This window comes from Paraclostridium sp. AKS73, assembly GCF_025671395.1.
In the GTDB taxonomy this organism is placed as follows: Bacteria; Bacillota; Clostridia; order Peptostreptococcales; family Peptostreptococcaceae; genus Paraclostridium; species Paraclostridium benzoelyticum.
Window position 1 is genome coordinate 1 of record NZ_JAIXHU010000022.1, and the last position, 26,833, is coordinate 26,833.

At 27.5% G+C, this 26,833-nt stretch carries 28 protein-coding genes and 4 pseudogenes; 28 read left to right on the forward strand and 4 right to left on the reverse strand.

Annotated elements, in window-relative coordinates; genetic code table 11:
• The first annotated feature begins 388 nt into the window (after window positions 1–388).
• From wecB to LEQ07_RS21555, 15 genes and pseudogenes are all read left to right on the forward strand, one after another.
• Window positions 389–1,491 (forward strand): annotated as a pseudogene (gene wecB / locus LEQ07_RS12245) (non-hydrolyzing UDP-N-acetylglucosamine 2-epimerase).
• 82 nt (window positions 1,492–1,573) lie between these two features.
• Complete coding sequence (locus LEQ07_RS12250; RefSeq protein ID WP_035114690.1) at window positions 1,574–1,756, forward strand: hypothetical protein; 183 nt, start codon at window positions 1,574–1,576, stop codon at window positions 1,754–1,756.
• A 120-nt stretch (window positions 1,757–1,876) separates the two neighbouring features.
• On the forward strand, window positions 1,877–2,458 hold the full coding sequence (locus tag LEQ07_RS12255; protein WP_263330849.1) for a hypothetical protein: 582 nt from the start codon (window positions 1,877–1,879) through the stop codon (window positions 2,456–2,458).
• Complete coding sequence (locus tag LEQ07_RS12260; protein WP_263330851.1) at window positions 2,443–3,114, forward strand: hypothetical protein; 672 nt, start codon at window positions 2,443–2,445, stop codon at window positions 3,112–3,114. The genes LEQ07_RS12255 and LEQ07_RS12260 overlap by 16 nt, the downstream gene beginning before the upstream one ends.
• Before the next feature lie 140 nt (window positions 3,115–3,254).
• Complete coding sequence (locus tag LEQ07_RS12265) at window positions 3,255–3,779, forward strand: hypothetical protein (protein ID WP_263330853.1); 525 nt, start codon at window positions 3,255–3,257, stop codon at window positions 3,777–3,779.
• Window positions 3,763–4,191, forward strand: coding sequence for a UvrD-helicase domain-containing protein (locus tag LEQ07_RS12270; RefSeq protein WP_263330855.1), 429 nt, complete (start codon window positions 3,763–3,765; stop codon window positions 4,189–4,191). The genes LEQ07_RS12265 and LEQ07_RS12270 overlap by 17 nt, the downstream gene beginning before the upstream one ends.
• Window positions 4,157–5,134, forward strand: coding sequence for a UvrD-helicase domain-containing protein (locus LEQ07_RS12275; protein WP_263330856.1), 978 nt, complete (start codon window positions 4,157–4,159; stop codon window positions 5,132–5,134). Before LEQ07_RS12270 ends, LEQ07_RS12275 begins: the two co-directional genes overlap by 35 nt.
• 5 nt (window positions 5,135–5,139) lie before the next feature.
• Complete coding sequence (locus LEQ07_RS12280) at window positions 5,140–5,973, forward strand: 3'-5' exonuclease (RefSeq protein WP_263330858.1); 834 nt, start codon at window positions 5,140–5,142, stop codon at window positions 5,971–5,973.
• Window positions 5,966–6,724 carry a PD-(D/E)XK nuclease family protein gene (locus LEQ07_RS12285; protein WP_263330859.1) on the forward strand — a complete coding sequence of 253 codons (759 nt, stop codon included), beginning with the start codon at window positions 5,966–5,968 and terminating at the stop codon, window positions 6,722–6,724. Before LEQ07_RS12280 ends, LEQ07_RS12285 begins: the two co-directional genes overlap by 8 nt.
• Window positions 6,714–8,198 (forward strand): exodeoxyribonuclease V subunit gamma, encoded by a 1,485-nt coding sequence (locus LEQ07_RS12290; RefSeq protein WP_263330860.1) that lies wholly within the window; start codon window positions 6,714–6,716, stop codon window positions 8,196–8,198. The genes LEQ07_RS12285 and LEQ07_RS12290 overlap by 11 nt, the downstream gene beginning before the upstream one ends.
• A 29-nt stretch (window positions 8,199–8,227) precedes the next feature.
• A complete protein-coding gene (locus LEQ07_RS12295) occupies window positions 8,228–8,515 on the forward strand; it encodes a hypothetical protein (RefSeq protein ID WP_263330861.1) in 288 nt (95 codons plus the stop codon).
• A 203-nt stretch (window positions 8,516–8,718) separates the two neighbouring features.
• The gene (locus LEQ07_RS12300) at window positions 8,719–10,158 is read left to right on the forward strand and encodes a PD-(D/E)XK nuclease family protein (RefSeq protein ID WP_263330862.1); all 1,440 of its coding nucleotides are present in this window, start codon (window positions 8,719–8,721) and stop codon (window positions 10,156–10,158) included.
• Entirely contained in the window at window positions 10,158–10,682 is a 525-nt protein-coding gene (locus LEQ07_RS21545) for a UvrD-helicase domain-containing protein (protein WP_332843153.1), read from the forward strand. Before LEQ07_RS12300 ends, LEQ07_RS21545 begins: the two co-directional genes overlap by 1 nt.
• Window positions 10,683–10,705: 23 nt before the next feature.
• Window positions 10,706–11,953 (forward strand): UvrD-helicase domain-containing protein, encoded by a 1,248-nt coding sequence (locus tag LEQ07_RS21550; protein ID WP_332843154.1) that lies wholly within the window; start codon window positions 10,706–10,708, stop codon window positions 11,951–11,953.
• Window positions 11,954–11,976: 23 nt separating this feature from the next.
• The gene (locus tag LEQ07_RS21555; protein WP_332843155.1) at window positions 11,977–13,911 is read left to right on the forward strand and encodes a 3'-5' exonuclease; all 1,935 of its coding nucleotides are present in this window, start codon (window positions 11,977–11,979) and stop codon (window positions 13,909–13,911) included.
• A 481-nt stretch (window positions 13,912–14,392) separates the two neighbouring features.
• On the opposite strand, the gene LEQ07_RS12310 is transcribed toward LEQ07_RS21555, so the two are convergent.
• Complete coding sequence (locus tag LEQ07_RS12310) at window positions 14,393–15,046, reverse strand: hypothetical protein (protein ID WP_332843156.1); 654 nt, start codon at window positions 15,044–15,046, stop codon at window positions 14,393–14,395.
• A gap of 295 nt (window positions 15,047–15,341) precedes the next feature.
• On the opposite strand from LEQ07_RS12310, the pseudogene LEQ07_RS12315 reads away from it, so the two are divergent.
• Window positions 15,342–16,558, forward strand: a pseudogene (locus LEQ07_RS12315) (HlyC/CorC family transporter).
• Between the two features lie 176 nt (window positions 16,559–16,734).
• Window positions 16,735–17,960 (forward strand): annotated as a pseudogene (gene pepT / locus LEQ07_RS22610) (peptidase T).
• A 54-nt stretch (window positions 17,961–18,014) separates the two neighbouring features.
• Here pepT and yfcE read toward each other — a convergent pair.
• Together yfcE and LEQ07_RS12330 are read right to left on the reverse strand one after the other, a co-directional pair.
• Window positions 18,015–18,572: a phosphodiesterase gene (gene yfcE, locus LEQ07_RS12325; RefSeq protein ID WP_046822565.1), complete on the reverse strand. Its 558-nt coding sequence runs from the start codon at window positions 18,570–18,572 to the stop codon at window positions 18,015–18,017.
• A 19-nt stretch (window positions 18,573–18,591) separates the two neighbouring features.
• Window positions 18,592–19,392, reverse strand: coding sequence for an NAD(+)/NADH kinase (locus LEQ07_RS12330; protein WP_263330863.1), 801 nt, complete (start codon window positions 19,390–19,392; stop codon window positions 18,592–18,594).
• A gap of 151 nt (window positions 19,393–19,543) precedes the next feature.
• Here LEQ07_RS12330 and LEQ07_RS12335 point away from each other — a divergent pair, with 151 nt between their 5' ends.
• Together LEQ07_RS12335 and LEQ07_RS12340 are read left to right on the forward strand one after the other, a co-directional pair.
• Window positions 19,544–20,446 carry an RluA family pseudouridine synthase gene (locus tag LEQ07_RS12335; protein ID WP_046822567.1) on the forward strand — a complete coding sequence of 301 codons (903 nt, stop codon included), beginning with the start codon at window positions 19,544–19,546 and terminating at the stop codon, window positions 20,444–20,446.
• Between the two features lie 10 nt (window positions 20,447–20,456).
• A pseudogene (locus tag LEQ07_RS12340) lies at window positions 20,457–21,463 on the forward strand (nucleoid-associated protein).
• Between the two features lie 28 nt (window positions 21,464–21,491).
• On the opposite strand, the gene acpP reads toward LEQ07_RS12340, so the two are convergent.
• On the reverse strand, window positions 21,492–21,719 hold the full coding sequence (gene acpP, locus LEQ07_RS12345) for an acyl carrier protein (RefSeq protein WP_021432008.1): 228 nt from the start codon (window positions 21,717–21,719) through the stop codon (window positions 21,492–21,494).
• A 146-nt stretch (window positions 21,720–21,865) separates the two neighbouring features.
• On the opposite strand from acpP, the gene LEQ07_RS12350 reads away from it, so the two are divergent.
• From LEQ07_RS12350 to hutH, 9 genes are all read left to right on the forward strand, one after another.
• The gene (locus LEQ07_RS12350; RefSeq protein ID WP_263330864.1) at window positions 21,866–22,141 is read left to right on the forward strand and encodes a hypothetical protein; all 276 of its coding nucleotides are present in this window, start codon (window positions 21,866–21,868) and stop codon (window positions 22,139–22,141) included.
• A gap of 5 nt (window positions 22,142–22,146) precedes the next feature.
• Window positions 22,147–22,296: a hypothetical protein gene (locus LEQ07_RS12355; RefSeq protein ID WP_263330865.1), complete on the forward strand. Its 150-nt coding sequence runs from the start codon at window positions 22,147–22,149 to the stop codon at window positions 22,294–22,296.
• Window positions 22,297–22,342: 46 nt separating this feature from the next.
• The gene (locus tag LEQ07_RS12360; protein ID WP_021428628.1) at window positions 22,343–22,549 is read left to right on the forward strand and encodes a hypothetical protein; all 207 of its coding nucleotides are present in this window, start codon (window positions 22,343–22,345) and stop codon (window positions 22,547–22,549) included.
• A 202-nt stretch (window positions 22,550–22,751) separates the two neighbouring features.
• On the forward strand, window positions 22,752–22,961 hold the full coding sequence (locus tag LEQ07_RS12365; RefSeq protein ID WP_263330866.1) for a hypothetical protein: 210 nt from the start codon (window positions 22,752–22,754) through the stop codon (window positions 22,959–22,961).
• A 167-nt stretch (window positions 22,962–23,128) separates the two neighbouring features.
• Window positions 23,129–23,302: a hypothetical protein gene (locus tag LEQ07_RS12370; RefSeq protein ID WP_021428642.1), complete on the forward strand. Its 174-nt coding sequence runs from the start codon at window positions 23,129–23,131 to the stop codon at window positions 23,300–23,302.
• A gap of 53 nt (window positions 23,303–23,355) precedes the next feature.
• Window positions 23,356–23,526 carry a hypothetical protein gene (locus tag LEQ07_RS12375; protein ID WP_152650780.1) on the forward strand — a complete coding sequence of 57 codons (171 nt, stop codon included), beginning with the start codon at window positions 23,356–23,358 and terminating at the stop codon, window positions 23,524–23,526.
• Between the two features lie 140 nt (window positions 23,527–23,666).
• Entirely contained in the window at window positions 23,667–23,867 is a 201-nt protein-coding gene (locus LEQ07_RS12380) for a hypothetical protein (protein ID WP_263330867.1), read from the forward strand.
• A gap of 172 nt (window positions 23,868–24,039) precedes the next feature.
• Window positions 24,040–25,053, forward strand: a complete 1,014-nt coding sequence (locus LEQ07_RS12385; RefSeq protein ID WP_046822572.1) for a LacI family DNA-binding transcriptional regulator — start codon at window positions 24,040–24,042, stop codon at window positions 25,051–25,053.
• Between the two features lie 206 nt (window positions 25,054–25,259).
• On the forward strand, window positions 25,260–26,825 hold the full coding sequence (gene hutH / locus LEQ07_RS12390; RefSeq protein ID WP_263330869.1) for a histidine ammonia-lyase: 1,566 nt from the start codon (window positions 25,260–25,262) through the stop codon (window positions 26,823–26,825).
• The last annotated feature ends 8 nt before the right edge of the window (window positions 26,826–26,833 follow it).

Genomic DNA, 26,833 nt, shown 5'->3' on the forward strand with positions numbered 1-26,833 from the left:
AAACTAAATATCAACCACTTTTTATTGTGCGAAAATAAAAAAGGATTACGCTTGTACGGTATAAGATAAAGGATAAGAAAAGATGCTTTAAATGACCACTTCGCTGCAAACTAAATATCAACCACTTTTTATTGTGCGAAAATAAAAAAGGATTACGCTTGTACGGTATAAGATAAAGGATAAGAAAAGATGCTTTAAATGACCACGGAGTTGCAAACTAAATATCAACCACTTTTTATTGTGCGAAAATAAAAAAGGATTACGCTTGTAGGAGATGGGATTAAAATAAAATATAGGAAATATGAAAAATATATTTAAAGGTATCTATATTTGGATATAACTATACTTAGTTAAGATTCGAATAATAAACTTAAAGGAGATGATAGCTTTGAATAAGATTAAGGTTATGACCGTTTTTGGAACGAGGCCAGAGGCTATAAAAATGGCACCTTTAGTAAAAGAACTTGAAAGCAGAAAAGAAATTGAAAGTATTGTATGTGTAACAGCTCAACATAGACAAATGTTAGATCAAGTTTTAGATATATTTAATATAACTCCAGACTTTGATTTGAATTTAATGAAAAAAAATCAGACGCTAACATCTATAACAGTTAGTGCATTAGAAGGAATAGATGAGGTAATAAGAAAATCAAAGCCAGATATAGTTTTGGTACATGGAGATACGACAACAACGTTATCTGCTAGTTTAGCAGCATTTTATAATAAATGTGATGTTGGGCATGTTGAGGCAGGACTTAGAACTTATAATAAATATTCTCCATATCCAGAAGAAATAAATAGACAAGTTACAGGTATTATAGCAGATATGCATTTTACTCCAACTAATAAATCAAAAGAAAATTTAATAAAAGAAGGAAAGTGTAGTGATGACATTTATGTAACTGGAAATACGGCTATAGATGCTTTAAAAACAACAATAAAAAAGATTATAACAATAAAATATTAGATAAAATTAAAAGTGATAGAATGATTTTACTTACTGCTCACAGAAGAGAGAACTTGGGCGAAAATATGGAAAATATATTTAAAGCCATAAATAAGATCGTAAGCGAATTTAATGATGTTCAAGTAGTATATCCTGTACATTTAAATCCTAAAGTTAAAACTACTGCTGATGAGATTTTAGGTAATAATGAGCGAATACATTTAATAGAGCCTTTAAACGTTATAGATTTTCATAATTTTATGAGTAAATCTTATTTAATAATGACTGATAGTGGAGGTATCCAAGAAGAAGCTCCCTCTCTTGGAAGACCAGTTTTAGTTCTTAGAGATACAACGGAAAGACCCGAAGGAGTAGAAGCGGGGACATTGAAATTAGTGGGAACAAATTCGAAAGATATATATGATACAGCAAAGGAATTGTTAATAGACAAAAAAAGTTATGAAAAAATGTCTAAAGCTTCAAATCCATATGGAGATGGTCTTGCAAGTAAGTACATCGTTGATAGCATAATAAAAAATACTTGAATAAATAGGTAAAAGTGAATAAAAATAGTAAGTCCAATAAATAATTATAGTATAGACTAAATTGTTTAATTGGAGGAATTTTATGTATAGAGTTGTATTAAAGCGTATTAATACAGATTATCTGAACGAGAACATGATATTTGATTGTCAGTATATTGATTTTGATAGTTCAAAGTATAAGTTTGAAAATATAGTTATGAATAATTTTGTTATAAAAGACTTTGAAGTTAATAATGAAGATATAGCATTGATAAAAATAATGTAATAAGTGTGTAGTTATAACTACACACTTATTACATTATACGGACAATTTTAATAACAGGATTATAGCCGAAAGCATGTTCTTTTATATGGTATAATTACTTTATAAAGGAAGGGATAGTTTATGAATAGTATAGTAAATGATATTTTAAATGATAGAAAAATTAATGATATTAAGGATAAATATATAGAGTTTGCAAATAAAGATTCATATAAAACAAACAATGTTTTATTATTAGTACCAAACAACAAAATTAAATTTAAATATAATAAGTTAATAAACTTAAACATAAGTGAAGAAATAAATATTTCAACATACAACTCATTTTTAATAAAAGAAGTAGTGAAGTTTTGGCCAATTATACAGCAAAAATATAATAATATAATCAATCATAAAGTAAAACCATCTATTATAAATAGTAGTTTGAGCGATTATATTTTAAATAAAATAGTTAAAGAAAAAAGGAATGTAGAGGGCTTTTTTAACGATATAACTGCATCCAACAGAAATATTGCAAGTAGTATTAGCTTTAATATAAATAAGGGATGTCAAAGTTTAATAGATTTAAATGATATAGGTAATAGAATTTATTACTCTAAACATAACCAAAGTAAGATGGATAGATTTTCATACAGTCAAATGCAAGAAATAATAAATGAGTACCTAGATTTATTATTAAAAATTCAACTATGGATAATTCAATAGCAATTTATTTGTATAATGAATTTTTATTAAAAGATGAGGAATATGTAAATAGCTTGAGAAGAAGAGTGAATTATTTAATAGTAGATAGTTTAGAAAACTGTACAGCAAGTGAAGTTGATTTTATAGATATATTGTTAGACAGTGTAAAAGAGTCATATATGTATATAAATCAGACGAAAGACTATGCGGCTTTTAATAATGTAGATATGAAATATATTAAAGACAAATTATTTAGTAAATGCAAGTTTATTAAAAATAGTGAAATAAGTGAAGTTAATATAAGTGAATTACTTAAATTAAATAAAGACATTGAATTAAATCAAAATATGCAACTATATAGTCAGATGTTAATTGAGGCTAGCAATAAAGTTGTAGAATTAATTAACAAGGGTTATAGAGCAAAGGATATAGCTATTATTTCACCAATAAACAATACTATTACGGAGTATGAAATAAAAAATACATTATTAAAAAATAACATAGGATTTTATAGCACAAAACAAGATAAAAGAATAATTGATTATCCTTATGCACATGCATTAATGGTAGCTTCATGTATATTTTATGAATGTGAAGAACTTTTAAATAATGAAGATTATATTAGCTTTATAAGCCTTTTATTAAATACGAATAAAATTAGATCTAAAAAATATTAAGTAAAAAATTAGAGTCGGATAAATATAATGAAATAATAAATTACATAAGAAGTAAGAAGTTAGATGATGTAAATATTTATGAATTTTTAATTAAATTTTATATTGATAAATTATTACAACTTCCAAAAGGAAAAGAAAATGTGAAGATTTGTAAAAAGATAATTCAAGAAAGTGAGAATTTTACAGAGAATATATCTTTATTAGGAATAAATAATAATAAATCAAAGGAAAAAATATTTATAGAGGCACTAAAATCAAGCATAAAAGATTATTATACTTTACTAGAATTAGAAGATTTTAAAGATGAAGACTTAGTTGTATTGACTACTCCATATACTTACATATCTCATAATATGAAAAGTGATATACAAATTTGGTTGGATATAGGTAGTAACATGTGGAGTATGAAATCTGAAAAAGAAATAAGTAATGTACATGTTTTAAAAAAGTCTTTTATTGAAGGAAACATATATACTGATGATGTTGAAGAATTTTATAAAGAGTATTATTTAAACAATACAATATATAATCTTCTTTTAAATACTGAAAAAGTATATGCATATAAAAGTGAATATACAGTAAATGGGTACATACAAGAAGGAAGTTTGTATGGAGTGATTTTAAAGTTAATAGATAAAGGTGATTTTAATGAAAATAAATTATAGAGAAGATCAAACGCCTATAATAAATTATGAAGGTGGAACTATGGCGGTACCAGCAGTACCAGGAGCTGGAAAAACTTTTATAGTTACAAATTTAGTTGCAAAATTAATAAGTCAAGGCAAGCATAGACCAGGGAAAATACTAATACTTACTTATATGAATAGTGCAGTTAATAATTTTAAAGGTAGAATAGCAAAATTATTAGATGAAAAGGATATAGATGATAAAAATTCATATGAAGTAATGACTATTCATAGTTTGGCAGTAAAAATAATAAAAGAAAAGCCCGAGATTGTAATGTTAAGTGATGAATTTAGCATAGTGGACGACTTAAAGAAAAGTATCATATTAAATGAGAGTATAAATAACTTTAAAAATAATGGAGGAGAAAAAACTTTTAATTTTTTTTGTTAAACAACAGAGAGATGAAGAATGGAGAAATAGATGTTTAGAGTCATGGAACCAAGGTTTTTTTGATTTAGTTACAAACTCTATAAGTGAGTTAAAATACAAGGATATTTCACCAGAAGAACTAGAAAATATAATTTTAAATGGACATAAAGGAATATTAAAATGTATTTTACCTATATACAAAGACTATGAAAGAAAGTTGAAAAATAATGGATTATTAGATTATGATGATATTTTGATATTAGCATATAAAGCACTTAGCAGTGATGAAAATTTAAAAATTAAGTTTCAAAAGCGATATTCATATATATTTGAAGATGAATGTCAGGATTCAAATGAACTTCAAGGAAAAATAATAAAACTATTATCCGAAGATAATAATAATTTAGTTCGTGTTGGAGATGTAAACCAAAGTATAAATGGAACATTCTCATCATCAGATCCAATGTTTTTTAAGCAGTTTATGGAAGAAGCTGATAGTTGTTACAAAATGGATATGTCTAACAGAAGTTCTAAAGACATTATCGAATTATCAAATAGACTAGTAAAATTAATTACAAAAGAATTTTATTTAGAAGAGTGTAAAAGTGCGCTAGAAGATATGGAAATAAAAACAGTGCCAGATGGTAAGGGATATAAAGAAAATCCTAAACCCGATAAATATTTATTGAATGCAAAATGGTATGAAACATGGGAAAAAGAAATAGTACAAACTGTAAAGTTTGTAGAGTATATAAAAGCTAATACTCCAGATAAAAGTATAGGTATATTAGTTCCATTTAATAATCAAGTAAGGGAAGTAGCTCAAGTTTTGGAAACTCATAACTTAGAGTTTGATGAACTAGGACCAAACTCATCACATAAAAGGAAGATAATAAATAACATAGGTTATATAATTGATTTTTTATCTCAGTGTGACAGTACAGAAAAATTAATTAATGTTTAGAAAAAGTGTATATAAATTCTGATGATAAAATAGGTAAAGATGAGTTTTTATGTAAATTAAAAAAATATGAAAGTGAAGATATAATATATGACACAGAAACAGTTATAGAAGATATTGTTATAGATAATAGAGATGAAATATATTTAACCTTTAAAAAAGGGATAGAACGTTTAAAAAATATAATAGAGTATGAATCTATAAAAGTAGATGAACTAATATTGATAATTGGTGAAAATATAGAAATATCAGATGAAGAAAAGGCTATGGTAGAGTATATAGCATTTTATGCTAGATACCTAATACTTGATAATCCAAATACAAGTTTATACGATATATCAAAAATACTTCTAGATGATAGAAATAGAGTATTTAATTACATAAGCGAAATAATATATGAAATAAATGGATATGAACCTAAGCCAGGAGGAATTACTGTTTGTACATACCATAAGTCAAAGGGTATGGAATGGGATGTTGTATTTTTACTTGATTTAACAGAATTTAAATTTCCAGCAGATATAAAACAAAAATTCCAGGGAGAGTTATGGTATTTAAAAGATAAATATAAAAATCCAGTAGCTATAGCAAAATCTGAGGTTGAGTCAATAGTAACTGGTGATGCCCCTAAGGATTTTATGTACAAGCATAAAATAGACATAATAAATGAAAAAATAAGATTATTATATGTGGGGATAACAAGGGCAAAAGAAATGTTGATGTTATCAGGACATAGTTATAAAGATAATACAACAAATAAAAAGCAACAACAAAAACCATCTTTTTATTTTAATAGCTTAGGTAGATTTATAAAAGTTAAGAGAGGTGATATTGTTGAATAAAAAATTAGAGAATTTCTTGTTTAGTCAAAACTCTATAAACACTTATAGAAGTTGCCCATTAAAATTCAAATTTAAATATGTAGACAAATTAAATTGGAAACAAGATGATGAAGGAAGTAGAGATTACTATGAAAATCTTAAATTAGGTTCAGATTTCCACTTAATATGTGAGAGGTATTTTAGTAATATACCAACTGGAATAGAATTTTTAAATAATGAAGAATTCAATATATGGTTAGAAAAAATTAAAAGATTAATACCTATAAAAGATGATAATTTATATCTTCCAGAGTATGAGGTTAGATATAGTTTGAATAATTTTAAAATACAGGCTAAATTTGATTTAGTGGTAGTAGATAAGGATAGTATAAGTATCTGGGATTGGAAAACAGAAAATAGAAAGATAGAATATAAAGATGTAGAAAATAGAGTTCAAACTTTAGTTTATTTATTTTTAGCAAGTGAAACTATTGGTAAAATATATAATTTAGATATAGATTATGAAAATATAAAATTAAGTTATTATCAGCCAGAGTATTATAATGAGCCTATAACAATTACATATAGTAATGAAAAACATAACATAAATAAAAAACAATTAGAAAACTATATAGTAAATATATTAAATACAAATTACAATGAAGAAAAATATAAAAATATTAAACATTGCAAGTTTTGTGAGTTTAATAAATTATGCAATAATGAAGCTGTAAACTATAGCACATTGGAGGAAGAAATATATGAGCCTTAGATTTATATTTGGAAGAGGCGGTAGTGGGAAAACAACATATTGTTTAGAAGAAATTTCTAAGCAAGTTCTTGATGATGGAACATCCCCTATAATACTGCTAGTTCCAGAACAATACACATTTGAAAGTGAAAAAAGACTAAGTAATTATTTAAAAAAAGATCCATACCTTAGAGCTAGAGTACTTAGTTTTAAAACATTAAGTAATATAGTATTTTCTCAGGTTGGAGGATTAACAGATATAAATATAAATGCTAGTGGTAGATCTATGATGATTTATAAAGCGTTAGAAGGGGTTAGTGAAGACCTTGAAATATTTTCAAAGGCAGCATCTCAACCTGGATTTATAGGTACTATAGCTGATATGATATCAGAACTTAAGCAATATAGTATTTCTCATGAATCTTTAGAAAATGTAGCTGGAGAAGTACAAAGTGAAACACTTAAACTAAAGCTTCAGGATATAAGTAAGATATATGCTAATTATGAAAACATATTACATGAAAATTATATAGATTCACAAGATTTATTAGCATCGTTAGCGGACAAGATAGAAAGTTGTAATTACTTTGACAATGCAATAATTTACATTGATGAATTTACAGGTTTTACTCCAAATCAATATAGAGTAATAAAGAGTTTATTGCATAAAGCCGCAGAAGTAAATGTAACTTTGACATTAGATAACAACTTAGTTAAGACTTACAATAAGACAGATGTTTTTTCTCGTACTAAATTTACAGAAGAGAAATTAAAAAAATTATGCTTAGAATCAGGAGTTAGAATTAAGCCTGAAATAAGTTTAAATGCAAGTAAAATAAAAAGATTTGAAGGAAACAAAGAATTAGAACACCTTGAAAGGAATTACTATTCATATCCTTATAAAATATATGAAGAGGAAACAGAAAGTATAGCTATAAAAGAGTTTAGTAACTTATACTCAGAAGTAGAGCAAATAGCTAAAGAAATAGTATTTTTAGTTAGAGATAAAAAAGCAAGATATAGAGATATAACGGTAGTAACTAGAGATTTAAATAGGTATGATTTTTTAGTTCAATCTATATTTAATGAATATGAAATACCTAATTTTATAGATAGTAAAAAAGAAGCTAAAAGTAATCCTATTATAGTTTTGATAATAGCAGCATTAGAAATGCAAAATAGGAGATATAACTATGAAACTATGTTTAGATATTTAAAAAGTGGTCTTTTAGGAATAAGTATAGAAGATATTAGTTTAATAGAAAATTATGTTTTAGCAAATGGAATAAAAGGTAAAAGATGGTTTGAAGAAAAATGGAACTATAGAGTATATCATAAATTAAATGAGGATGAGAATGACTATGAAATAGATATAATAAATAGAGTTAATGAGATTAAAGATTTAATAATAAAACCTATAATTAAATTACAAGAAAAACTAAAAGGAAAAATAAAGCAAAAGATATATGTAAATATATATATGAATTTTTATTAGATATAAATATACCTAACACTATACAAATAATGATTGATAAATTTAAAGAAAATAATGAGATAGATTTAGCGAATCAGTATGCTCAGGTTTGGGAGATTGTTGTTGATATACTAGACCAAATAGTAGAGATTATGGGTGAGGATACGATAAACTTAGATAAATTCATAAAAGTAATAAGTATTGGTTTTGATGAGTATGAATTAGCAACAGTACCCCCAAGTCTAGATCAGGTTTTAGTAAGTAGTGTAGACAGAATGAAAAACCCAAATACAAAGCATTTATATTTAATGGGAACTACAGATGGAATTTTCCACTAATATCAAAAGATGATGGAATATTAAATGACAGTGATAGAAAAAATTTAGGAGATAATGGGATAGAGGTTGATATTGACAGTAAAACTAAAACATTTGAAGAACAATTTTTAGTTTATAGAGCTTTAACCTCAACTAAATGTTCATTAACAGTTACATATCCAATTGCTGATCATGAAGGAAAAACACTAAGACCATCGATAATAGTGTCTAGACTTAAAAAGATATTTCCAAATATAAAAAATACAAGCTATTTAAGTGATGTAAAATATTGTTCAAGTGAAGAAATAGTAGAAAATATAACTACTAAAGCACCTGTATTTAATGAACTTATAAAAGCTATAAAAGAATTTGAAGAAGAAAAATATATAGATTCTGTATGGCTAGATGCATACAAATACTTCATACAAAATGATGACTATTACATTAGAGCAAAAAATATAATAGAAGGTTTAAATTATACAAATCAAGTTAAGCAGATAGAAAGTGAAAAAATAAGAGCATTATATGACAATAAAATATTCAGTGTTTCTAGGCTAGAAAAATATGCTCAATGTCCATTTGCTTATTTTATACAATATGGGCTAAAAGCAAAAGAGAGAAAAGAATTTGAGTTTACTCCTCCTGATTTTGGAACATTTGTACACAATATATTAGATAAGTTTTCAAAACAGTTATCTAAAGATAATTTAGACTGGAGAGAAATCACAGATGAATATATAGTAGAAAAAGTCACTATAATAGTGGATGATTTGATAGCTAAGATACCAGGATATATATTACAAAGTTCAGCAAGATATAAGTACTTGGCATATAGATTAAGAAATATGCTTGTATCAGCTATATCTATTATAAGTAATCAAATTAAAAAAGGATCATTTGATCCTGCAGACTATGAAGTAGAGTTTGGAGGAAAGGGTAAATATCCACCTATTAAAATTGTTTTAGAAAATGGAGAAGAGATAAATTTAATAGGGCAAATAGATAGAGTAGATATGTTTGAAGATGGGCAAGAAAAATATATAAGAATTGTAGATTATAAATCTGGGAATAAAGATATGAGTCTTACGGATGTATATCATGGATTACAGCTACAGTTATTAGTTTATCTAGATGCAATATTAGAAAGTGCTAAATATAATGATGGAGATATAAATCCTGCTGCTATACTCTATTTTAAAATAGATGATCCTATTATTAAATCTAATGAAGATAAAGAAGATGACAGCATAAGAGAAGAAATACTGAAGAAGCTTAAAATGAAAGGTCTTGTATTAAAGGATAGCAATATAATTAGAAAGATGGATAATACATTACCTGAAGGAGAAAAAGCAACATCATTAGTTATACCAGCGTCTATAAACAAAGATGGAACTATTTCAAAAAACACATCAGGTGTAAATGAAGAAGAGTTTTCAATACTTAGAAAATATGTAAAACATACAATTAAAGAGTTAAGCAAAAATATGCTTGAAGGAGATATTGGAATAGCCCCATATAAGACTAAAGAATCAACATCTTGTGATTTTTGTAGTTTTGCAACTATATGTTTATTTGATAGTACATTTAAAGACAACAGCTATAGAATTATAAACAAAAAAAGCCAAGATGAAATAATTAATAAAATGAGAGGAGAGGTTGAATAATGAGTTCTCCTAAGTGGACAGACGAACAACAAGCTGTAATAGATAGCAGAAATTGTAATCTTCTAGTAGCAGCTGCTGCAGGTTCAGGGAAAACAGCGGTACTAGTTGAACGTATTATACAGATAATAACAGATACTAAAAAGCCAGTAGATATAGATAAATTATTAGTAGTTACATTTACAAATGCAGCTGCTTCAGAAATGAGAGAGCGTATAGGAGATGCCATAGCTAAGGCATTAGATAAAAATCCTGAAAATAGACATTTACAAAATCAATTAGTTTTATTAAATAGAGCAAGCATTACAACTATACATTCATTCTGTTTAGATGTAATAAAATCAAATTTTCATAAAATAAATATAGATCCTAACTTTAGAATAGGAGATCAAACAGAATGTTCTCTTTTAAAGCAAGAATGTATAGAAGAAATTTTTGAACAATACTATGAATCAAGAGATAAGGGATTTTTAAATTTAGTGGAAAGCTATGCAGAAAAAGAGGAGATAAAGATTTACAAGATATAATATTATCTATATATAACTTCTCAATGGCATCACCATACCCTAAGAAATGGTTAGAAGATTCAGCTGAATTATTTAATATAAATGATGATTTTGATTTTTCAAATTCAATATGGTCAGAATCAATATTAAGTAATGTAAAAATAGAGATAGATGGAATAGCATCTAGTATGAAAAGTGCCATTGAATACGTAGATGGAATTGACGAATTAGAAACTTATAAGGAAAAATTAAATATAGAGTATTCTCAAATATTAAATATATTAAGTGCTTGTAATGAAGGCTGGGATAAGACATATTACTTTATGAGCAATATGCAATTTGAAAACTTCGCAAAAGGAGTTAAAAGATTAGGAAAAGATACCCCTGACTACATAAAAAAAGCAAGAGAAAATGCTAAATCTATAAGAGATAAAAATAAAAAATCATTAGAGAGCATAATAGGATCAACTTTTTATAAAAGTAATGAACAGATTTGTCATGAAATAAAGTATTTATATCCAGTTGTAACTTCTATTTCAAACCTTATAATAGCTTTTGAAGAAAAGTATCAAGAAAAGAAAAGAGAAAAAGGAATTATAGATTTTAATGATATAGAGCATTTTGCATTAGCTATATTAACAGATGAAGATGAAGATGGAAATATAATACCATCAGATGTAGCTAAGATATATGTAGAAAAATTCTCGGAGATATTTATAGATGAATATCAAGATAGTAACTTGGTTCAAGAAGTTTTATTAAGTACTATCGCTAGTATTGAAAATCCAAATCGATTTATGGTTGGAGATGTAAAACAAAGTATATACAGATTTAGACAAGCAAAACCAGAAATATTTTTAGAAAAATATGCAAATTACGATACAGAAGAAGGTACTAAAAATAGAAAGATAATGCTATATAAGAATTTTAGAAGTAGGAAAGAAGTTGTAGATTGTGCAAACTATATTTTTGAAAATATAATGAGTAAAAATATAGGTGAAATCGAATATAGCGAAAAAGAAAGATTAAATTTAGGCGCAAGCTTTAAAGAGTGTGAAGAAGAAAATGTGTTAGTGGGAGGACCTGCTCAAATACATTTAATACAAAAAAATATTAAATCTAAATATGAATCAGATGAATCTGAGGAGAATGAGGAAGAACAAGAAGAAATAGATAACATACAATTAGAAGCTAGAATGTTAGGAAATATAATCAAAAACTTAATGAAACCCAATGAAGATGGGAAGGTAACAAAAGTTTATGATAAAAAATTGATGGATATAGAAATGTAGAATTTAAAGATATAGTAATACTATTGAGAGCAACATCTAGTTGGGCACCTGTATTTGTTGAAGAGTTAATGAATATGGATATACCTACATATGCAGATACAGGTATTGGATATTTTGACACTATAGAGATAAAAACAATACTAGCATTACTTCAAATAATTGATAATCCAATGCAAGATATTCCTTTAATTGCAGTATTGAAGTCACCTATGTTTGGGTTTACACCAGAAGAGCTAATTGATATAAGAATAGAAGATAGACAGAAAAGTTTTTATGAAGCTTTACAAATAGCAGGTAGTAAAGATGGAGATTTAGGTGAAAAAATAAAATATTTCTTAGATAGATTAGATAATTTTAAAAATAAATCACTTTATATGAGTACTGATGAATTTTTATGGTACATATACATAGAAACTGGTTATTATGCATATGTAGGAGCACTACCAGCAGGAACACAAAGACAAGCTAATTTAAAGGTATTATTTGAAAGAGCTAAGCAATTTGAATCAACAAGCTTTAAAGGGATTTTCAATTTTATAAACTTTGTAAAGAAATTAAAGAGATCGAACTCTGATATGGGAAGTGCTAAAACATTAGGAGAAAATGCAAATGTAGTAAGAATCATGAGTATACATAAGAGCAAAGGGCTAGAGTTTCCTATAGTTATATGTGCAGGAATGGGTAAAAATTTCAATACTCAAGATTTTAGAAAAGACATTCTATATCACCATAGGTTAGGGTTTGGCCCTCAGCTAGTAGATTATGAGAGAAGAATATCATATCCTAGTATAGCGAAAGAAGCATTAAAAACAACTATAAACATGGAAAACTTATCAGAAGAAATGAGAGTTTTATATGTTGCATTTACACGACCTAAAGAGAAGTTAATCATAACAGGTTCGGTAAGAGATATAGAGAGCAGCATAAAAAAATGGTCTGAAGATCTAGATAATGAGGGACCTGTTTCAGAATATCAAATTTTAAAAGGGAAGAACTTTTTAGATTGGATAATGCCTGCAGTTATAAAGCATAAAGATTTAGATAAACTACGCAGTATAATTGAATTAGATGCTAATTACCTAAATAATCATGAATCAAATTGGGAAACTAGAATATGGGAAAGATCAGATATATTAATAGAAAAGACTGCTAATGATGAAGAGGAAAGTATAGATATAATTTTATCTAATTTAGATATTAGCGAAAATAAAAGTGAATTCTATGAAGATATTAAATATAAGCTAGACTATAAATATCCATTCATGGAATCTGTTAATAGAGCAGGAACTATATCTGTTACTGAAATCAAACGATTAGAAAATAAAGAAGAAATTGATTATAGTGCTCAAGAATTAATTGAAAAGCAAACTGAAATAAAAACTCCATTATTTATACAAGAAGATGTAAGTAAGAATAAATTAACTGGAGCTCAAAAAGGTACTATAATGCATTTATTCATGCAGATTGTTGATTTAACTAAAGTAAGCAATTTAAATAAAATTAATGAAGAAATTAATTTAGCTGTAAAAAAGAAAGTATTAACACAAACTCAGGCAGATACTATAAATCCATATAAAGTATTAAAGTTTTTTAAATCTAATTTAGGAAAGAGAATGTTAAGTTCTTATTATTTAAAAAGAGAACAAGCTTTCTATTTACAAATAAGCATGAGTGATATATTCAAAAATGATGATAGAGTAGAAATTATAGAAAATGAAGATAAACTTATGGTAAGAGGGATAATAGATGCTTACTTTGAAGAAAATGATGAACTTGTTATAGTAGATTATAAAACTGACTTTGTAAATGAAGAAAATAAAGATAGTATTACAGAAAAATATACTAAACAGCTTGAAATATACAGTAGGGCGTTGAGTACATTAACAGGCAAGAAAGTTAAAGAAGCATATATATACTTATTTGGAACTGAGGAAGAAGTTTTATATAAGTTTGATTAATAAAAAAGGTGCGATGTTTATTAAATACCATCGCACCTTTTTTATTAGGGGAGAGATATAAAATTATATTTTTCGTATACTATAATTATTTACAAATTTAAGATTTATATACGGAAAAAATAAAAAATTCGCTTCGCTCATGTCGCCAACGACTTCGTACGTTGCTCAAAAATCTTTTTACGCTCAAAAAATATAAGATTGATATAACTAAGTTTCATAAGTTATCCATAGATTTTTAGTAATCATAATTTTAATAAGCGTAAAAAAATCACCTATACAAGGGGGGTATAGGTGATAATGGGGGGATAAAAATTATTTATTTTCCGATCATATTTTAATTATTAACAACCATTTGATTATTATTCATAGTTATTAAGTTTTTTATTAAGAAAGGATATTAACTTCCTTTCTTAATTTTAATATATTCATAAAAAGAATATTTGTTACTATTTTCAACATAAATTAATAAATTTCTTATTATTTAGTTTTTATATTTAGTTAAATTAAAGTTAGCAGCAAATTCTTCAAATCCAACTCTATCTATATATGCTCCCAAACGCTCTTTGTTATTTGCATTGTCTGAATATAAGTTAACTATATCATCTACCAAATCTAATACTTTTTCATCAGGTATACCCATGACAAGTCTATCTCCTAATCTAGGAATTGTACCACCCTTTCCGCCTACAAAAACAGTCCAGCCTTTTGGAGTACCCATTAATCCAATATCTCTAGTATGATTGTCGGCACAACTATTAGGACATCCACTAACACCTATTTTTAACTTATTTGGTAAATTCATTCCATGATATCTATCATCTAATTTTAAACCTATACTTACTGAGTCCTTAAAACCTCTTTTACAAAAAGATGTTCCAGGACATGTTTTAATACTTCTAACACATAAGCCTATAGCAGCTCCAGGTTTCATACCTAAATCTTGCCATACAGAATCAATATCATTCTCTTCAAGTCCAACTAGCGCTATACGTTGAGCAGCTGTTATTTTTATAGCTTGAACATTATACTTATCTGCAACATCAGCAAGTTTTCTAAGTTGGTCAGAAGTTATCAAACCAGCAGGAACATGAGGAGCAATTGCATAAGTTTTTTTTATCTCTTTGAAGGACTGCACCTTTATCTAATAAATCTTTCATAATTACCTCCTAAATATGTATTTAAAAATATTATATGGATATATATAAAAAATATAAGATATATGATATTTTTTAATTTAATGAACAATATATATAAGTGAAGGTTGTTATTTATATTAATGAATGAGCTTATCCTTTATGTAAGTTTTTCCTGGTGAAATTTCCAAATTTTAAAATACTATGATATAATTATTGTAATAAATAAAAAGTATAAATTTAGGAGTGTGGTAAAGATTGGATTCGACCGGTGGTAATACTATTATTCAAATAGTGATGCTAGTAATTTTACTAATAGGATCAGGTTTCTTTTCAGCATCAGAAACAGCTCTGATGTCTCTTAGTAGAATTAGAATTAGACATATGCAAGAAGAAGGAGTAAAGGGAGCAAAATTAGTTGGGAAATTAACTGAAGATTCAGGTAAACTTTTAAGTTCAATATTAGTAGGGAACAATGTTGTTAATATAGCGGCAACATCTATATCAACATCATTATTTATAACTTTACTAGGAACACAGGGGGTTGCTGTAGCAACTGCGTTTATGACTATATTAGTTTTAATTTTTGGAGAGATAACACCAAAGACAATAGCAGCTAATAACTCAGAGAAAATAGCTATATTAGTTTCAAAACCCATAAAAATAATTATATTAATTTTAACGCCAGTAGTATGGGTATTTAACATAATTACAAATATAATTTTTAAATTATTTGGAATTAAGTCTAAATCAGGTCAACCATACATAACAGAAGAAGAATTAAGAACTATGGTAAATGTAAGTCAAGAAGAAGGCGTTTTAGAAATAGAAGAGAGACAAATAATAAACAATGTATTTCAATTTGGGGATATGCAGGCTAAAGAAGCTATGGTTCAAAGACTTGATATGGTGTGTATAAATGCAGACGATGGATACAAGGAAATAATAAGCTTATTCAAAGAAGAACAATTTAGTAGAATGCCTGTATATGAAGAGTCTGCAGATGATATAATTGGAATAGTTAATATAAAAGATATTATATTTTTAGATGAAGATGAAATAGCTAAATTTGATATAAGAAATTATGTAAGAGAAGCATTTTTTACTTACGAATTCAAAAAGATAACAGAGTTACTTGAAGAAATGAAAAAAGATAAAAGTCAAATGGCCATAGTTGTGGATGAATATGGTGGGACTGCAGGACTTATAACAATAGAAGACTTAGTAGAAGAAATTGTTGGTGAAATAGAAGATGAGTACGACGAAGATGAATCGGATATTGAAGTAATAAAAGAAGATGAATATATAATAGATGGTAGTAAAAAATCTCAGAGGTAAATGAACTTATAGGAACAAATTTAGAGTCAGAAGAATTTGATTCTATTGGTGGGTTTATAATTGGACACTTAAAAAGACTTCCAGAGGAACACGAAGTTATTGAAGTTGAGGGTGTTAAACTTTGTATAGAAAGTTTAGATAAAAATAGAATAAAGAAAATAAGAGTATTTACATAAGGTGCTATTTAGGCACCTTATTTTTATATATAAAGAATTTATATACAAATTTAACAATTTATTACAAAGGCTTTATTTGATAAATTTCAAAGAAAGTATTATAATTAAAACGTATTCATTTAATTACAATAGGGTGGATTAAAGAAACGAATTAGAATATATGGAGGGACTTTAAAGTGAAAGAAAAAGTACTTGAAAGATTTTTAAAATATGTGGCATTTGATACAACTGCAGACCCAAAAAACTCAAATTGTCCATCAAGCGAAGGACAAAGAGTATTCGCTAAATATTTAGTTGAAGAATTAAAAGGATTAGGGCTTGAAGATGCAAATGTTGATGAAAATAGCTATGTAATGGCTACATTAAAAGGGAATGTAGAAGGAGTTCCTACTATAGGATTTATATCTCACTTAGATACAGCTCCAGATGTAACTGGAAAAGATGTAAAGCCTAGAATAATAGAAAACTATGATGGAAAAGATATAGTTTTAAATGAAGAATTAAATGTAGTTACATCAACTAAAGATTATCCAGAAATGAAAACTTTAGCTGGACAAGATATAATAGTTACAGATGGTACTACTTTACTAGGAGCAGATGATAAAGCTGGGATAGCTGAAATTGTAACTGCAATAGAATACTTAGTAAATAATCCAGAAATAAAACACGGGGATATAAAAATAGGATTTACTCCAGATGAAGAAGTAGGTAGAGGAGCAGATTTATTTGAAGTTGAAAAATTTGGAGCAAAATATGCATACACTATAGATGGTGGTATACTTGGAGAGCTTCAATATGAAAACTTCAATGCAGCTGCAGCCACTATAACTATACAAGGTAGAAATGTACATCCAGGTAGTGCAAAAAATAAATTAGTTAATGCATTACATATAGCAGCAGAAATATCTGAGATGTTCCCTGCTAGCGAAAGACCAGAAACTACTGAAGGATATGAAGGTTTCTATCATTAAATGATATAAATGGTAATGTTGAAAGTGCTACTATGATATATATAATAAGAGATCATGATAAAGCTAAGTTTGAAGAAAGAAAAGCATTCATGACATCTGCAATAGAGAAAATAAACGAGAAGTATGAAGGAAGAGTAAAATTAGATTTAAATGACCAATACTACAATATGAAAGAAAAAGTAGAACCAGTTAAATTTGTAGTAGATATAGTTGAAGAAGCTATGAAAGAAACTGAAATAGCACCTTTAATAGTACCTATAAGAGGTGGAACTGATGGAGCTAGATTATCATTCATGGGATTACCTTGTCCAAACATATTTACTGGAGGATTAAACTTCCACAGTAAAAATGAATGTATATCAGTTCAAGCTATGGAAAAAGGAGCTAACTTAATAGTTAAGATAGCTGAAAAATACACTGAAGTAAAATAATAAACAATTAATAGAAATGAACTCTATAATAGCATAGAGTTCATTTTTTATTTATTATAAATTTATAATTTCATTTGAATTTATATCAATTAGATTTATATCTAAATCTAATTCATGAGAACTTTCTAGCATATCTATAATTGCAACTGAATGAGAACCATCTTTTGGAATAGAAGTACTTCCAGGATTTATAACTATAAGATTTTCATCAATAAAAAGTTCTTTTACATGAGTATGGCCAAGTATTAAAATATCAGCACCCATAGATTTTGCCTTTTTTATAGTTTCTTCTTTAGAATCTACATATCCATGATTTATTAATATTCTAGCTTCTCCAAACTGACTTAAAACATAAGGTCCTTGTATAGGATGGTTTATAACCATTTGGTCTACATCTGCATCACAATTCCCGCGAGCTATAAGTATATTATCTAATTCATTTATTTTAGATATAACACCCTTAGGGTTGTATCCATCAGGTAAATCATTTCTAGGACCATGGTATAAAACATCTCCAGCATGAAGTATAATATCACATTCAGATAAAGTATCTAAAGCTTTTTCAAAATAAAGTAAGCTACCATGTGTATCGCTCATTACGCCTATTTTCATAAAATTAACCTCCTAAATATTATAAAAATTTTTCAGAGACTCTGCTCCAAAATTCATAGTTATCGAGTCTAACTAATTTAACAAATACGTCTGATGTAGTAATTGATATGCTTGTTATTCTTTCGAATCTATGCTCGACGCCATCAACGACTATTAATAAAGCATCCTCAAATCTATACTCTGGCAAAATTCCAATTAATGCATCATGAGGAAATATAATACTAGAAGTAAAGCACCTATATGCATTAGTATTTATAGGGTGTAGAGGAGTTAATTGCATAAGTTTTAAGCTAGGATCAACTATACTACCACCAGCAGCATAGTTATAAGCTGTTGAACCAGTTGGTGTAGAAATTAATAGCCCATCTCCACTAAAGTTTTGAATATCTTTATTATTGACATTTAAGTTAAGATGTATAGTTCTAGATTTATCTCCTTTTATGACAACATCATTGACCGCAAACATATCTATACAGCTTCCTTTTGTACATATAGTTGCTTGTACAAGAGGTATATCTTGTAGTATAAAGTTACCTTTTTTATAATCATCAATAAATTTATCAATAAAATTAGGATATACATCAGTAAAAAAACCTAGATGACCAGTATTTATACCTAAAATAGGTATTTCAGGAAAATCGAAGTCATGAACAGTTTTTAAAAAAGAACCATCACCACCAATTGATATTATAAGATCAGCAGCACTATCAAAATTATAGCTTACATTAAAGCCAGCACAAATTAGTTTTTCAGTTAGTACATCTCTTGTTTTAATAGATAGATCTAATGAATTTGAGTTTATTATTATCGTTCTTTTCATATCCCCACCTCTTTACATTTGTATTATAACATAATTTAAAAATTAATTGATAACTTAGTAAAATATGTAATGGATAAATAAAAAGTCTTATCTATTCTGCAAAAATAGTATAAAATAGATAATGTTATTATAATTGAAAGTAGGTGTAAATTTGTTCAAAAAAGAAGAACAAAGATATGATGTTATATCTTACACAAGTGAGGAAAATGCAACTTTAAAAGAAATATTATTAGATAAGTTGAACTTCTCAGTAAGATCTTTATCAAAAATGAAAAGAAACCAAAGTGTTTTAGTAAATGGTACGTTTAAAAAGCCAAGTACTACTATAGAAAAAGGTGACCTAATAGAGGTTAAAATAGAAGAAGATATGGCAAATTTTATGCCTCAAGATTTAAATTTGGAAGTAATTTATGATGATTTTGACTTAATAATGGTGAATAAGCCTCCATTTATAGTTGTACACCCAACAAAGAGTCACAATATAAATACAATTGCAAATGGAATTACAGATTATATAATTAAACGAAATGAAAAAGTTAAAATAAGATTTGTAAACAGATTAGATATGAATACATCAGGATTAGTAATAGTAGCTAAAAATGCATATGCTCATTATAATTTATCTAAAGATATGAGTGATGATAAGGTAATAAAAAAATATATAACCATTGTAAAGGGAATTGTAAAAGATGATTTTGGGACTATAAATGAGCCTATATATAAACCTGGTGAAGATAGTATAAAAAGAGTCATTGATGATAGAGGGCAAGAATCAGTGACTCATTATAAAGTTTTAGAAAGATTAAATGATGCCACTGTACTAGAAATTAAACTAGAAACGGGTAGAACTCATCAAATAAGAGTTCATATGAGCCATATTGGTCATGGTATAATTGGAGATGAGCTATATGGATATGTAGATGAAGAATTAATAAATAGACAAGCTTTACACGCTTATAGTCTAGAGTTTAATCAGCCAAGAACAAAAGAAAGTTTAAAATTCAAAGCGGAAATTCCACAAGATATGAAAGAGTTAATAGAAAAATTAAGATAGAGGTGAAATTATGATAATACATAAGTTTATAGTACATGTACTAGATAAAAATAGTGAAGTTCCTATATTAAATGATTTTGAGGGTAAAATTAGTCAAGAAGTTGATAAATTTTTCCAAAAAATAATCAAAAGGGTTAGTAAAGATGATGATTTAAGAAAAGGTATATTTAAAGATTACGAAAACAACATAGTTAAAAATTGTTGTGAGCAAATAATATATGATGAAAATACATTTCTAGAAAATTCAAAAGAGATAGCTGCATATTTATTTGATACAATGAAAATAAATGCAGAGTTAGAGTCATGTGATTTAGCTATATGCTTATATACTGTGAAAGATGAAAAGTATGTAGGTATATTAAAATTAGATTACAAAAGATTATATACTCATTCTATAGAGTTTGTAGATGATAAATTCAATATACAAATGGTTCCAAATGAAATAGGAATACCAGAGACACAAAGACAAAAGCAATGTGCAATAGTAGGCTTAACAGGAATGAATGATGAATATCACTTAAGACTTTTAGATAAGGATGCAGAAAAGGAAGAGTTAGAATCTAAATTTATAAGTGAATTTTTAAATGCTGAGAAAATTGTTGATGATAAACATAAAACTAAGGTATTTAAAAATAGTGCAGAAACGTGGATAACTAATGCACTAGCTAATGATATAAAACAAGCAGAAGACGTAAGAAGTGTATTAAACTATACTTTAAAAGAAAAAGAAGAAATAGATTTAAATGATTTTGTAGAAAAAACAATTGATAATACAGATTTAAAAGAAAGCTTTAAAGAGCATATGGAAGATAAAGGTTTAGAAGAATCTTTTAGTATTGATAAGCAGTGGGTAGAAAAAAATTAAAGAAAAGAAGTATAAAGACTGATACTGGATTTGATGTAAGAGGGGAACTAAGTAATTTTGAAGATCCGATGAAATATAGTATAAAACAAAATCCAGATGGAAGTATTGATATAACGATAAAAAATGTTAAGTTTTATGAGGAAAATAAGTAAAAAACCGAGTTTAAAAACTCGGCTTTTTTTATTTATGCTCTTCTATAAAAGAGCAAATATCACCTATACAAGTGAATTTTTCAGCAGCTTCATCAGGAATTTCTATTCCAAATTCATCTTCTAAAGCCATTATAACTTCAACAGCATCTAAAGAATCAGCCTCCAAATCTTCAGTTAAAGATGTATTTAAAGTGATACTATCTAGATTATCAATACCTAGTTGATCAGCGATTATTTCCCTAACTCTTTCAAACATGATAAACCTCCTAATAAATAAATTCATAATTTAATTGTAGTTTAATATAAGAAGTGAAATTTTTCAATATTAAATTATATAAATTTTAGAATAATATAGTAAAACAAGCATATATATTTTATAAAGAAAACATAGGAGGAATGATTATGAAATATATAGGTTTATTAGCATCATCTGTATGCGTTGTAGTTGTGTTACTAATAAACTCATATTACAGTATCATAAACTTAGATATCCAAAAGATAAGTTCGTATGTAGTAGAAAGTAATATGATTCTAGAAGATATTATAACTAAAGAAGAGCGTGATTTAAAAGATAATAAAGAGTACATAGATAGACTTCAAAATTTAAAAAAATGTATAGAGGACACAAAGACATCTTTTTTACAAGTAAATATAAGGATTATAGAATTAAATCAGTAGAAAATATGATTGAAAGTATATCTAATGATAAGAAAAATAATGAACATTTAAATATGGTGAAAAAATATAATGAACTATCAGAAAAAGAGCTGGATAGTATATTAGAGAAAAATTTTTTCGAAGTAACATACTTATATACCCTAGCATATGAATAATTAAGAGAAACTATAGGTTTCTCAACATTGAAAAGGGGGTAACCATATGTCAAAACTAGATAACCTTTTAAGAAGTTTTGGATGTGGATGCAATTCATCCTTTGGAGGTTCAAGTTTATTAATAATAGCTGTTGTTGTATTCTTATTATTATGTACTGACCTACTTGACAACTTTTTCTGCGATGATAATTCATGGATATGGATAATACTTGTAATACTTTTATTATTCAATTTTGATGATGGATGTTGCTAAAAGAAGCTCCGATGGGAGCTTTTTTTAATTACTAAATATATAAAAAGAAATTTATATAAATAAAATTGTATAGTAACCGTTTTTTTAATTCCCATAGTATAAATTAAGTGCATAATACATTTGAGAAAAGACTTCTGAAACTTTAATATGGGTTAGCTAAAAGGGGATAAAATTTTAGCAATCCAAAAAACAGGGGGTATATATGGGCAGTTTAAGTAGAATATTTGGATCAGGTGGATTCTTTAGTGGAGGCGCATGGTGGATAATAGTATTATTCTTCCTATTTTTAGCTTTCCAAGAATGTTGGGCAGAGATATGCATAACTGACTGGATTCCATTTTTAATATTACTTCTTATTGTTTGTTCATGTGGAATGGATGGATGCGGAGAGGACTTCGACTGTGGTTGTTAATTAAAAGGGGGGAAGGCTACCTATATTAGGTAGCCTTTTTAGTATTTAAAGCAATTAAAAAAATACTAGTAAAAAATTATAAAATTATTATCAAAAAGTAAAGCCTATGCATAGTATATGTTAAGAGCGAAAGCTCAAATAATTAATCAGCAACAGGAGGTAACACAATGTTAGATAGACTATTTGGTGAAGATGGATGTTTTGGAGGAGCATGGTGGATAATCGTACTATTCTTCTTATTCTTAGCATTTGGTGACTGCTGGGAAGAACTAGATATATGTGCATGGATACCATTCTTAATAGTTTTATTAATATTATGTAGTTGTGGTGGATGCTTCTAACTTACACGAAACAAAATAGACAACATTAAAAATAGACAACAGGAGGTAACAAAATGTTAGACAGATTATTTGGAAATGAAGACTTTGGATGTGGATGGATAATAATAGTATTATTCTTCTTATTTTTAGCATTTGGTGATTGTTGGGAAGAATTAGACATATGTGCATGGATACCATTCTTAATAGTTTTATTAATATTATGCTGTTGTGGAGATTTCTTCTAATAATCAACTAAAACAACAAATATACAAAGATAAAAAATAAAAGTAACCAATATAAAGATAAATTCATATTATATAAAATAGCTAGCTAATAAAAATTAACTAGCGATATAACTAAATGAGTTCAATTAGGAGGTAAAATTATGTTAGACAGATTTTTCGGCGGTGAATGTGGAGGTTTCGGCGGAGGAGCATGGTGGATAATAGTATTATTCTTCCTATTCTTAGCATTTGGAGAAACTTGGGCAGAGATAGACGTATGTGCATGGATACCATTCTTAATATTATTATTAATAACTTGTTCATGTGCAGGATTCTTTGAAAATGATGGATGTGGATGCTAATAATTCTTGAGTAATCAAATACAAAAATAACACGCCAGTAATTAACTGGCGTGTTATTTTTTGTCGAAATATATTTAAATTGTTTAAAAGTTATGATAAAATTAATTTTTACAAAGACTTAAGAATAGATTTCATAAAATATAGTAAAAATTAAGATAAGGAGGAATGCTAAATGAAAACTAATGTAACAATAAAAGATGTAGCTAAAAAAGCGGGCGTTTCTATATCTACAGTATCTAGAGTAATAAATGATTCAAAACCAGTTACGGATGAAGTTAAACAAAAAGTATTAGACGTAATAAAAGAGACTGGTTATGTTCCAAATCCGTTGGCTAGAAGTTTAGTGACAAAGAAAAGTCAGTTAATAGGAGTTATCGTACCAGAGGTTTCAGATTCTTTTGTAAGTGAACTGGTAAACGGTATAGAGGAAGTTGCTAAAATGTATGATTATGACATATTATTAGCAAATACATACTCTGATAAAGAACAAGAATTAAAGAGCTTAAATTTATTAAGAGCTAAACAGGTAGAAGGTATCGTTATGATGTCTTGGAAAGTAGATGAAGAGCATTTAGAGTATATACAAAATTGTAGAATGCCTGCTGTATATGTAAGTAAAACTGCTAGAAACTACGATGTATATTCAGTAAGCATAAGTAATACTGATGCAACATATGATATGACTAAATATCTTATAGATAAGGGTCATAAAAATATATCTTTCATAATGACAAGTGAAGATGACACTGTTTTAGAAGCGGAAAGATATTTAGGATTTGAAAAAGCTATGAATGACAATAACATAGAAATAGACAAATCCCTAGTAAAGAATGCTGGAACTACATATAAGTACGGGTATGATAGCATGAAAGAAATACTAGATGAAGGTAAAAAACCTGATGCTGTATTTGTTACAGGGGATGAAGCAGCTATAGGAGCTCTTAACGCAATATGTGATGCAGGATATAAAGTACCTGAAGACATATCTGTTGCAGGATTTAATGATGCAAAAATAGCAGCTATGTATAGACCTAAATTAACTACAGTACATCAACCATTATATGATATGGGTGCTGTTGCAATAAGAATGGTAATAAAAATGATTGATAAGGAACCTTTAGAAAATAAAAAGGTAGAACTTCCATACAGAATAGTTGAAAGAGAAAGTGTAATAGACAGAAACTAATAAAAAAGCATGTTATCTAAAAGATAATATGCTTTTTTATTTTAATGAATTGTATATTATTTTTATTTATAAATACAAAGTAATATATAAATAAAAAATAATATATAATTAAATGAAAGGACTTTTGAAAAATATGTAGAAGCTATTAAATTACAAGACTAAAACCGTATTTCATAATTTTATTATATATATAGGGGGATTTTTGTATGAATAAAATAATTATAGACGGTAGAGACCTTACTATAGAAGATGTAGTAAATGTATCTCGAAATGGATATAAAGTTGAGTTAGGGGAAGAAGCGTTAAAAAAAGTTAAAGTAGCAAGAGCTTTAGTTGATAAATTTGTAGATGAACAAAAGGTTGTATATGGAATAACTACAGGATTTGGAAAATTTTCAGATGTAACCATATCAAAAGAAGAAACTCATAACTTGCAAAGGAATCTAATTATAAGTCATGCTTGTGGAGTAGGAAAACCTTTTGAAGAAGATATAGTAAGAGCTATAATGCTTTTGAGGGTAAATAATTTATCAAAAGGATACTCTGGTGTAAGGATTGAAACTTTAAATACATTAGTAAACATGCTGAACAATAACGTCTGTCCAGTAATTCCTGAAAAAGGATCACTAGGAGCATCTGGAGACTTAGCTCCTTTATCACATATGGTACTTACTATGATAGGTGAGGGAGAGGCATTTTATGAAGGACAAAAAATTCCATCAGCAGAAGCTATGAAACTCGCTGGAGTAGATGTTTTACCGGAGTTATCATCCAAAGAAGGGTTAGCTCTTATAAATGGAACACAAGTTATGACTGCGGTAGGAGCACTTACAACGTATGATGCAATGAACTTATTAAAGCTTTCGGATGTTGCATTATCGTTAACTATGGAATCGTTAAATGGAATTACATGTGCTATGGATGAAAGAGTACATTTAGTAAGAGCGCATAGAGGGCAAATCAACACTGCAAGAAATATACTAGAAATATTAAATGGAAGTGAGATGACAACAAAACAAGGTGATTTAAGAGTTCAAGATGCATATTCGATTAGATGTTCACCTCAAATCCATGGAGCAAGTAAAGATGCAATTGAATACGTAAAAAATAAAATTAATATAGAAATCAATTCAGTAACGGACAACCCAATAATATTCCCAGAACAAGAAGATGTAATATCAGGTGGAAACTTCCATGGGCAACCAATGGCTTTAAGCTTTGACTTCTTGGGAATAGCTTTATCAGAGATAGCTAACATATCAGAACGAAGACTTGAAAGATTAGTAAACCCAGCTTTAAGTAATGGATTACCAGCATTTTTAACTAAAAATGGTGGAGTTAATTCAGGATTTATGATAGTGCAATATAGTGCAGCATCATTAGTTTCAGAAAATAAAGTATTAGCACATCCAGCTAGTGTAGATTCAATACCATCATCAGCAAATCAAGAAGACCATGTTTCTATGGGAACAATAGCAGCGAGAAAAGCAAAAGAAATAATGGAAAATACAAGAAATGTATTAGCTATGGAGTTATTAGCAGCAGCTCAGGCTATAGATTTAAGAGGTAAAAAGAAATTAGGTGTTGGGACAGATGCCGCATATAATGTTATAAGAAATCATACTAAATTTATAGATGAAGATTTAGTTATGTATAAAGAAATAAATAAATGTGAAGATATTATCAAAGAAAACTTAGTAGTAGAAGCTGTAGAAAAAGCTTTAAACAGTGAGCTTTTAATAAATGAAGAGGTTGCTTTAAGTGAAATATAAAACTGTAT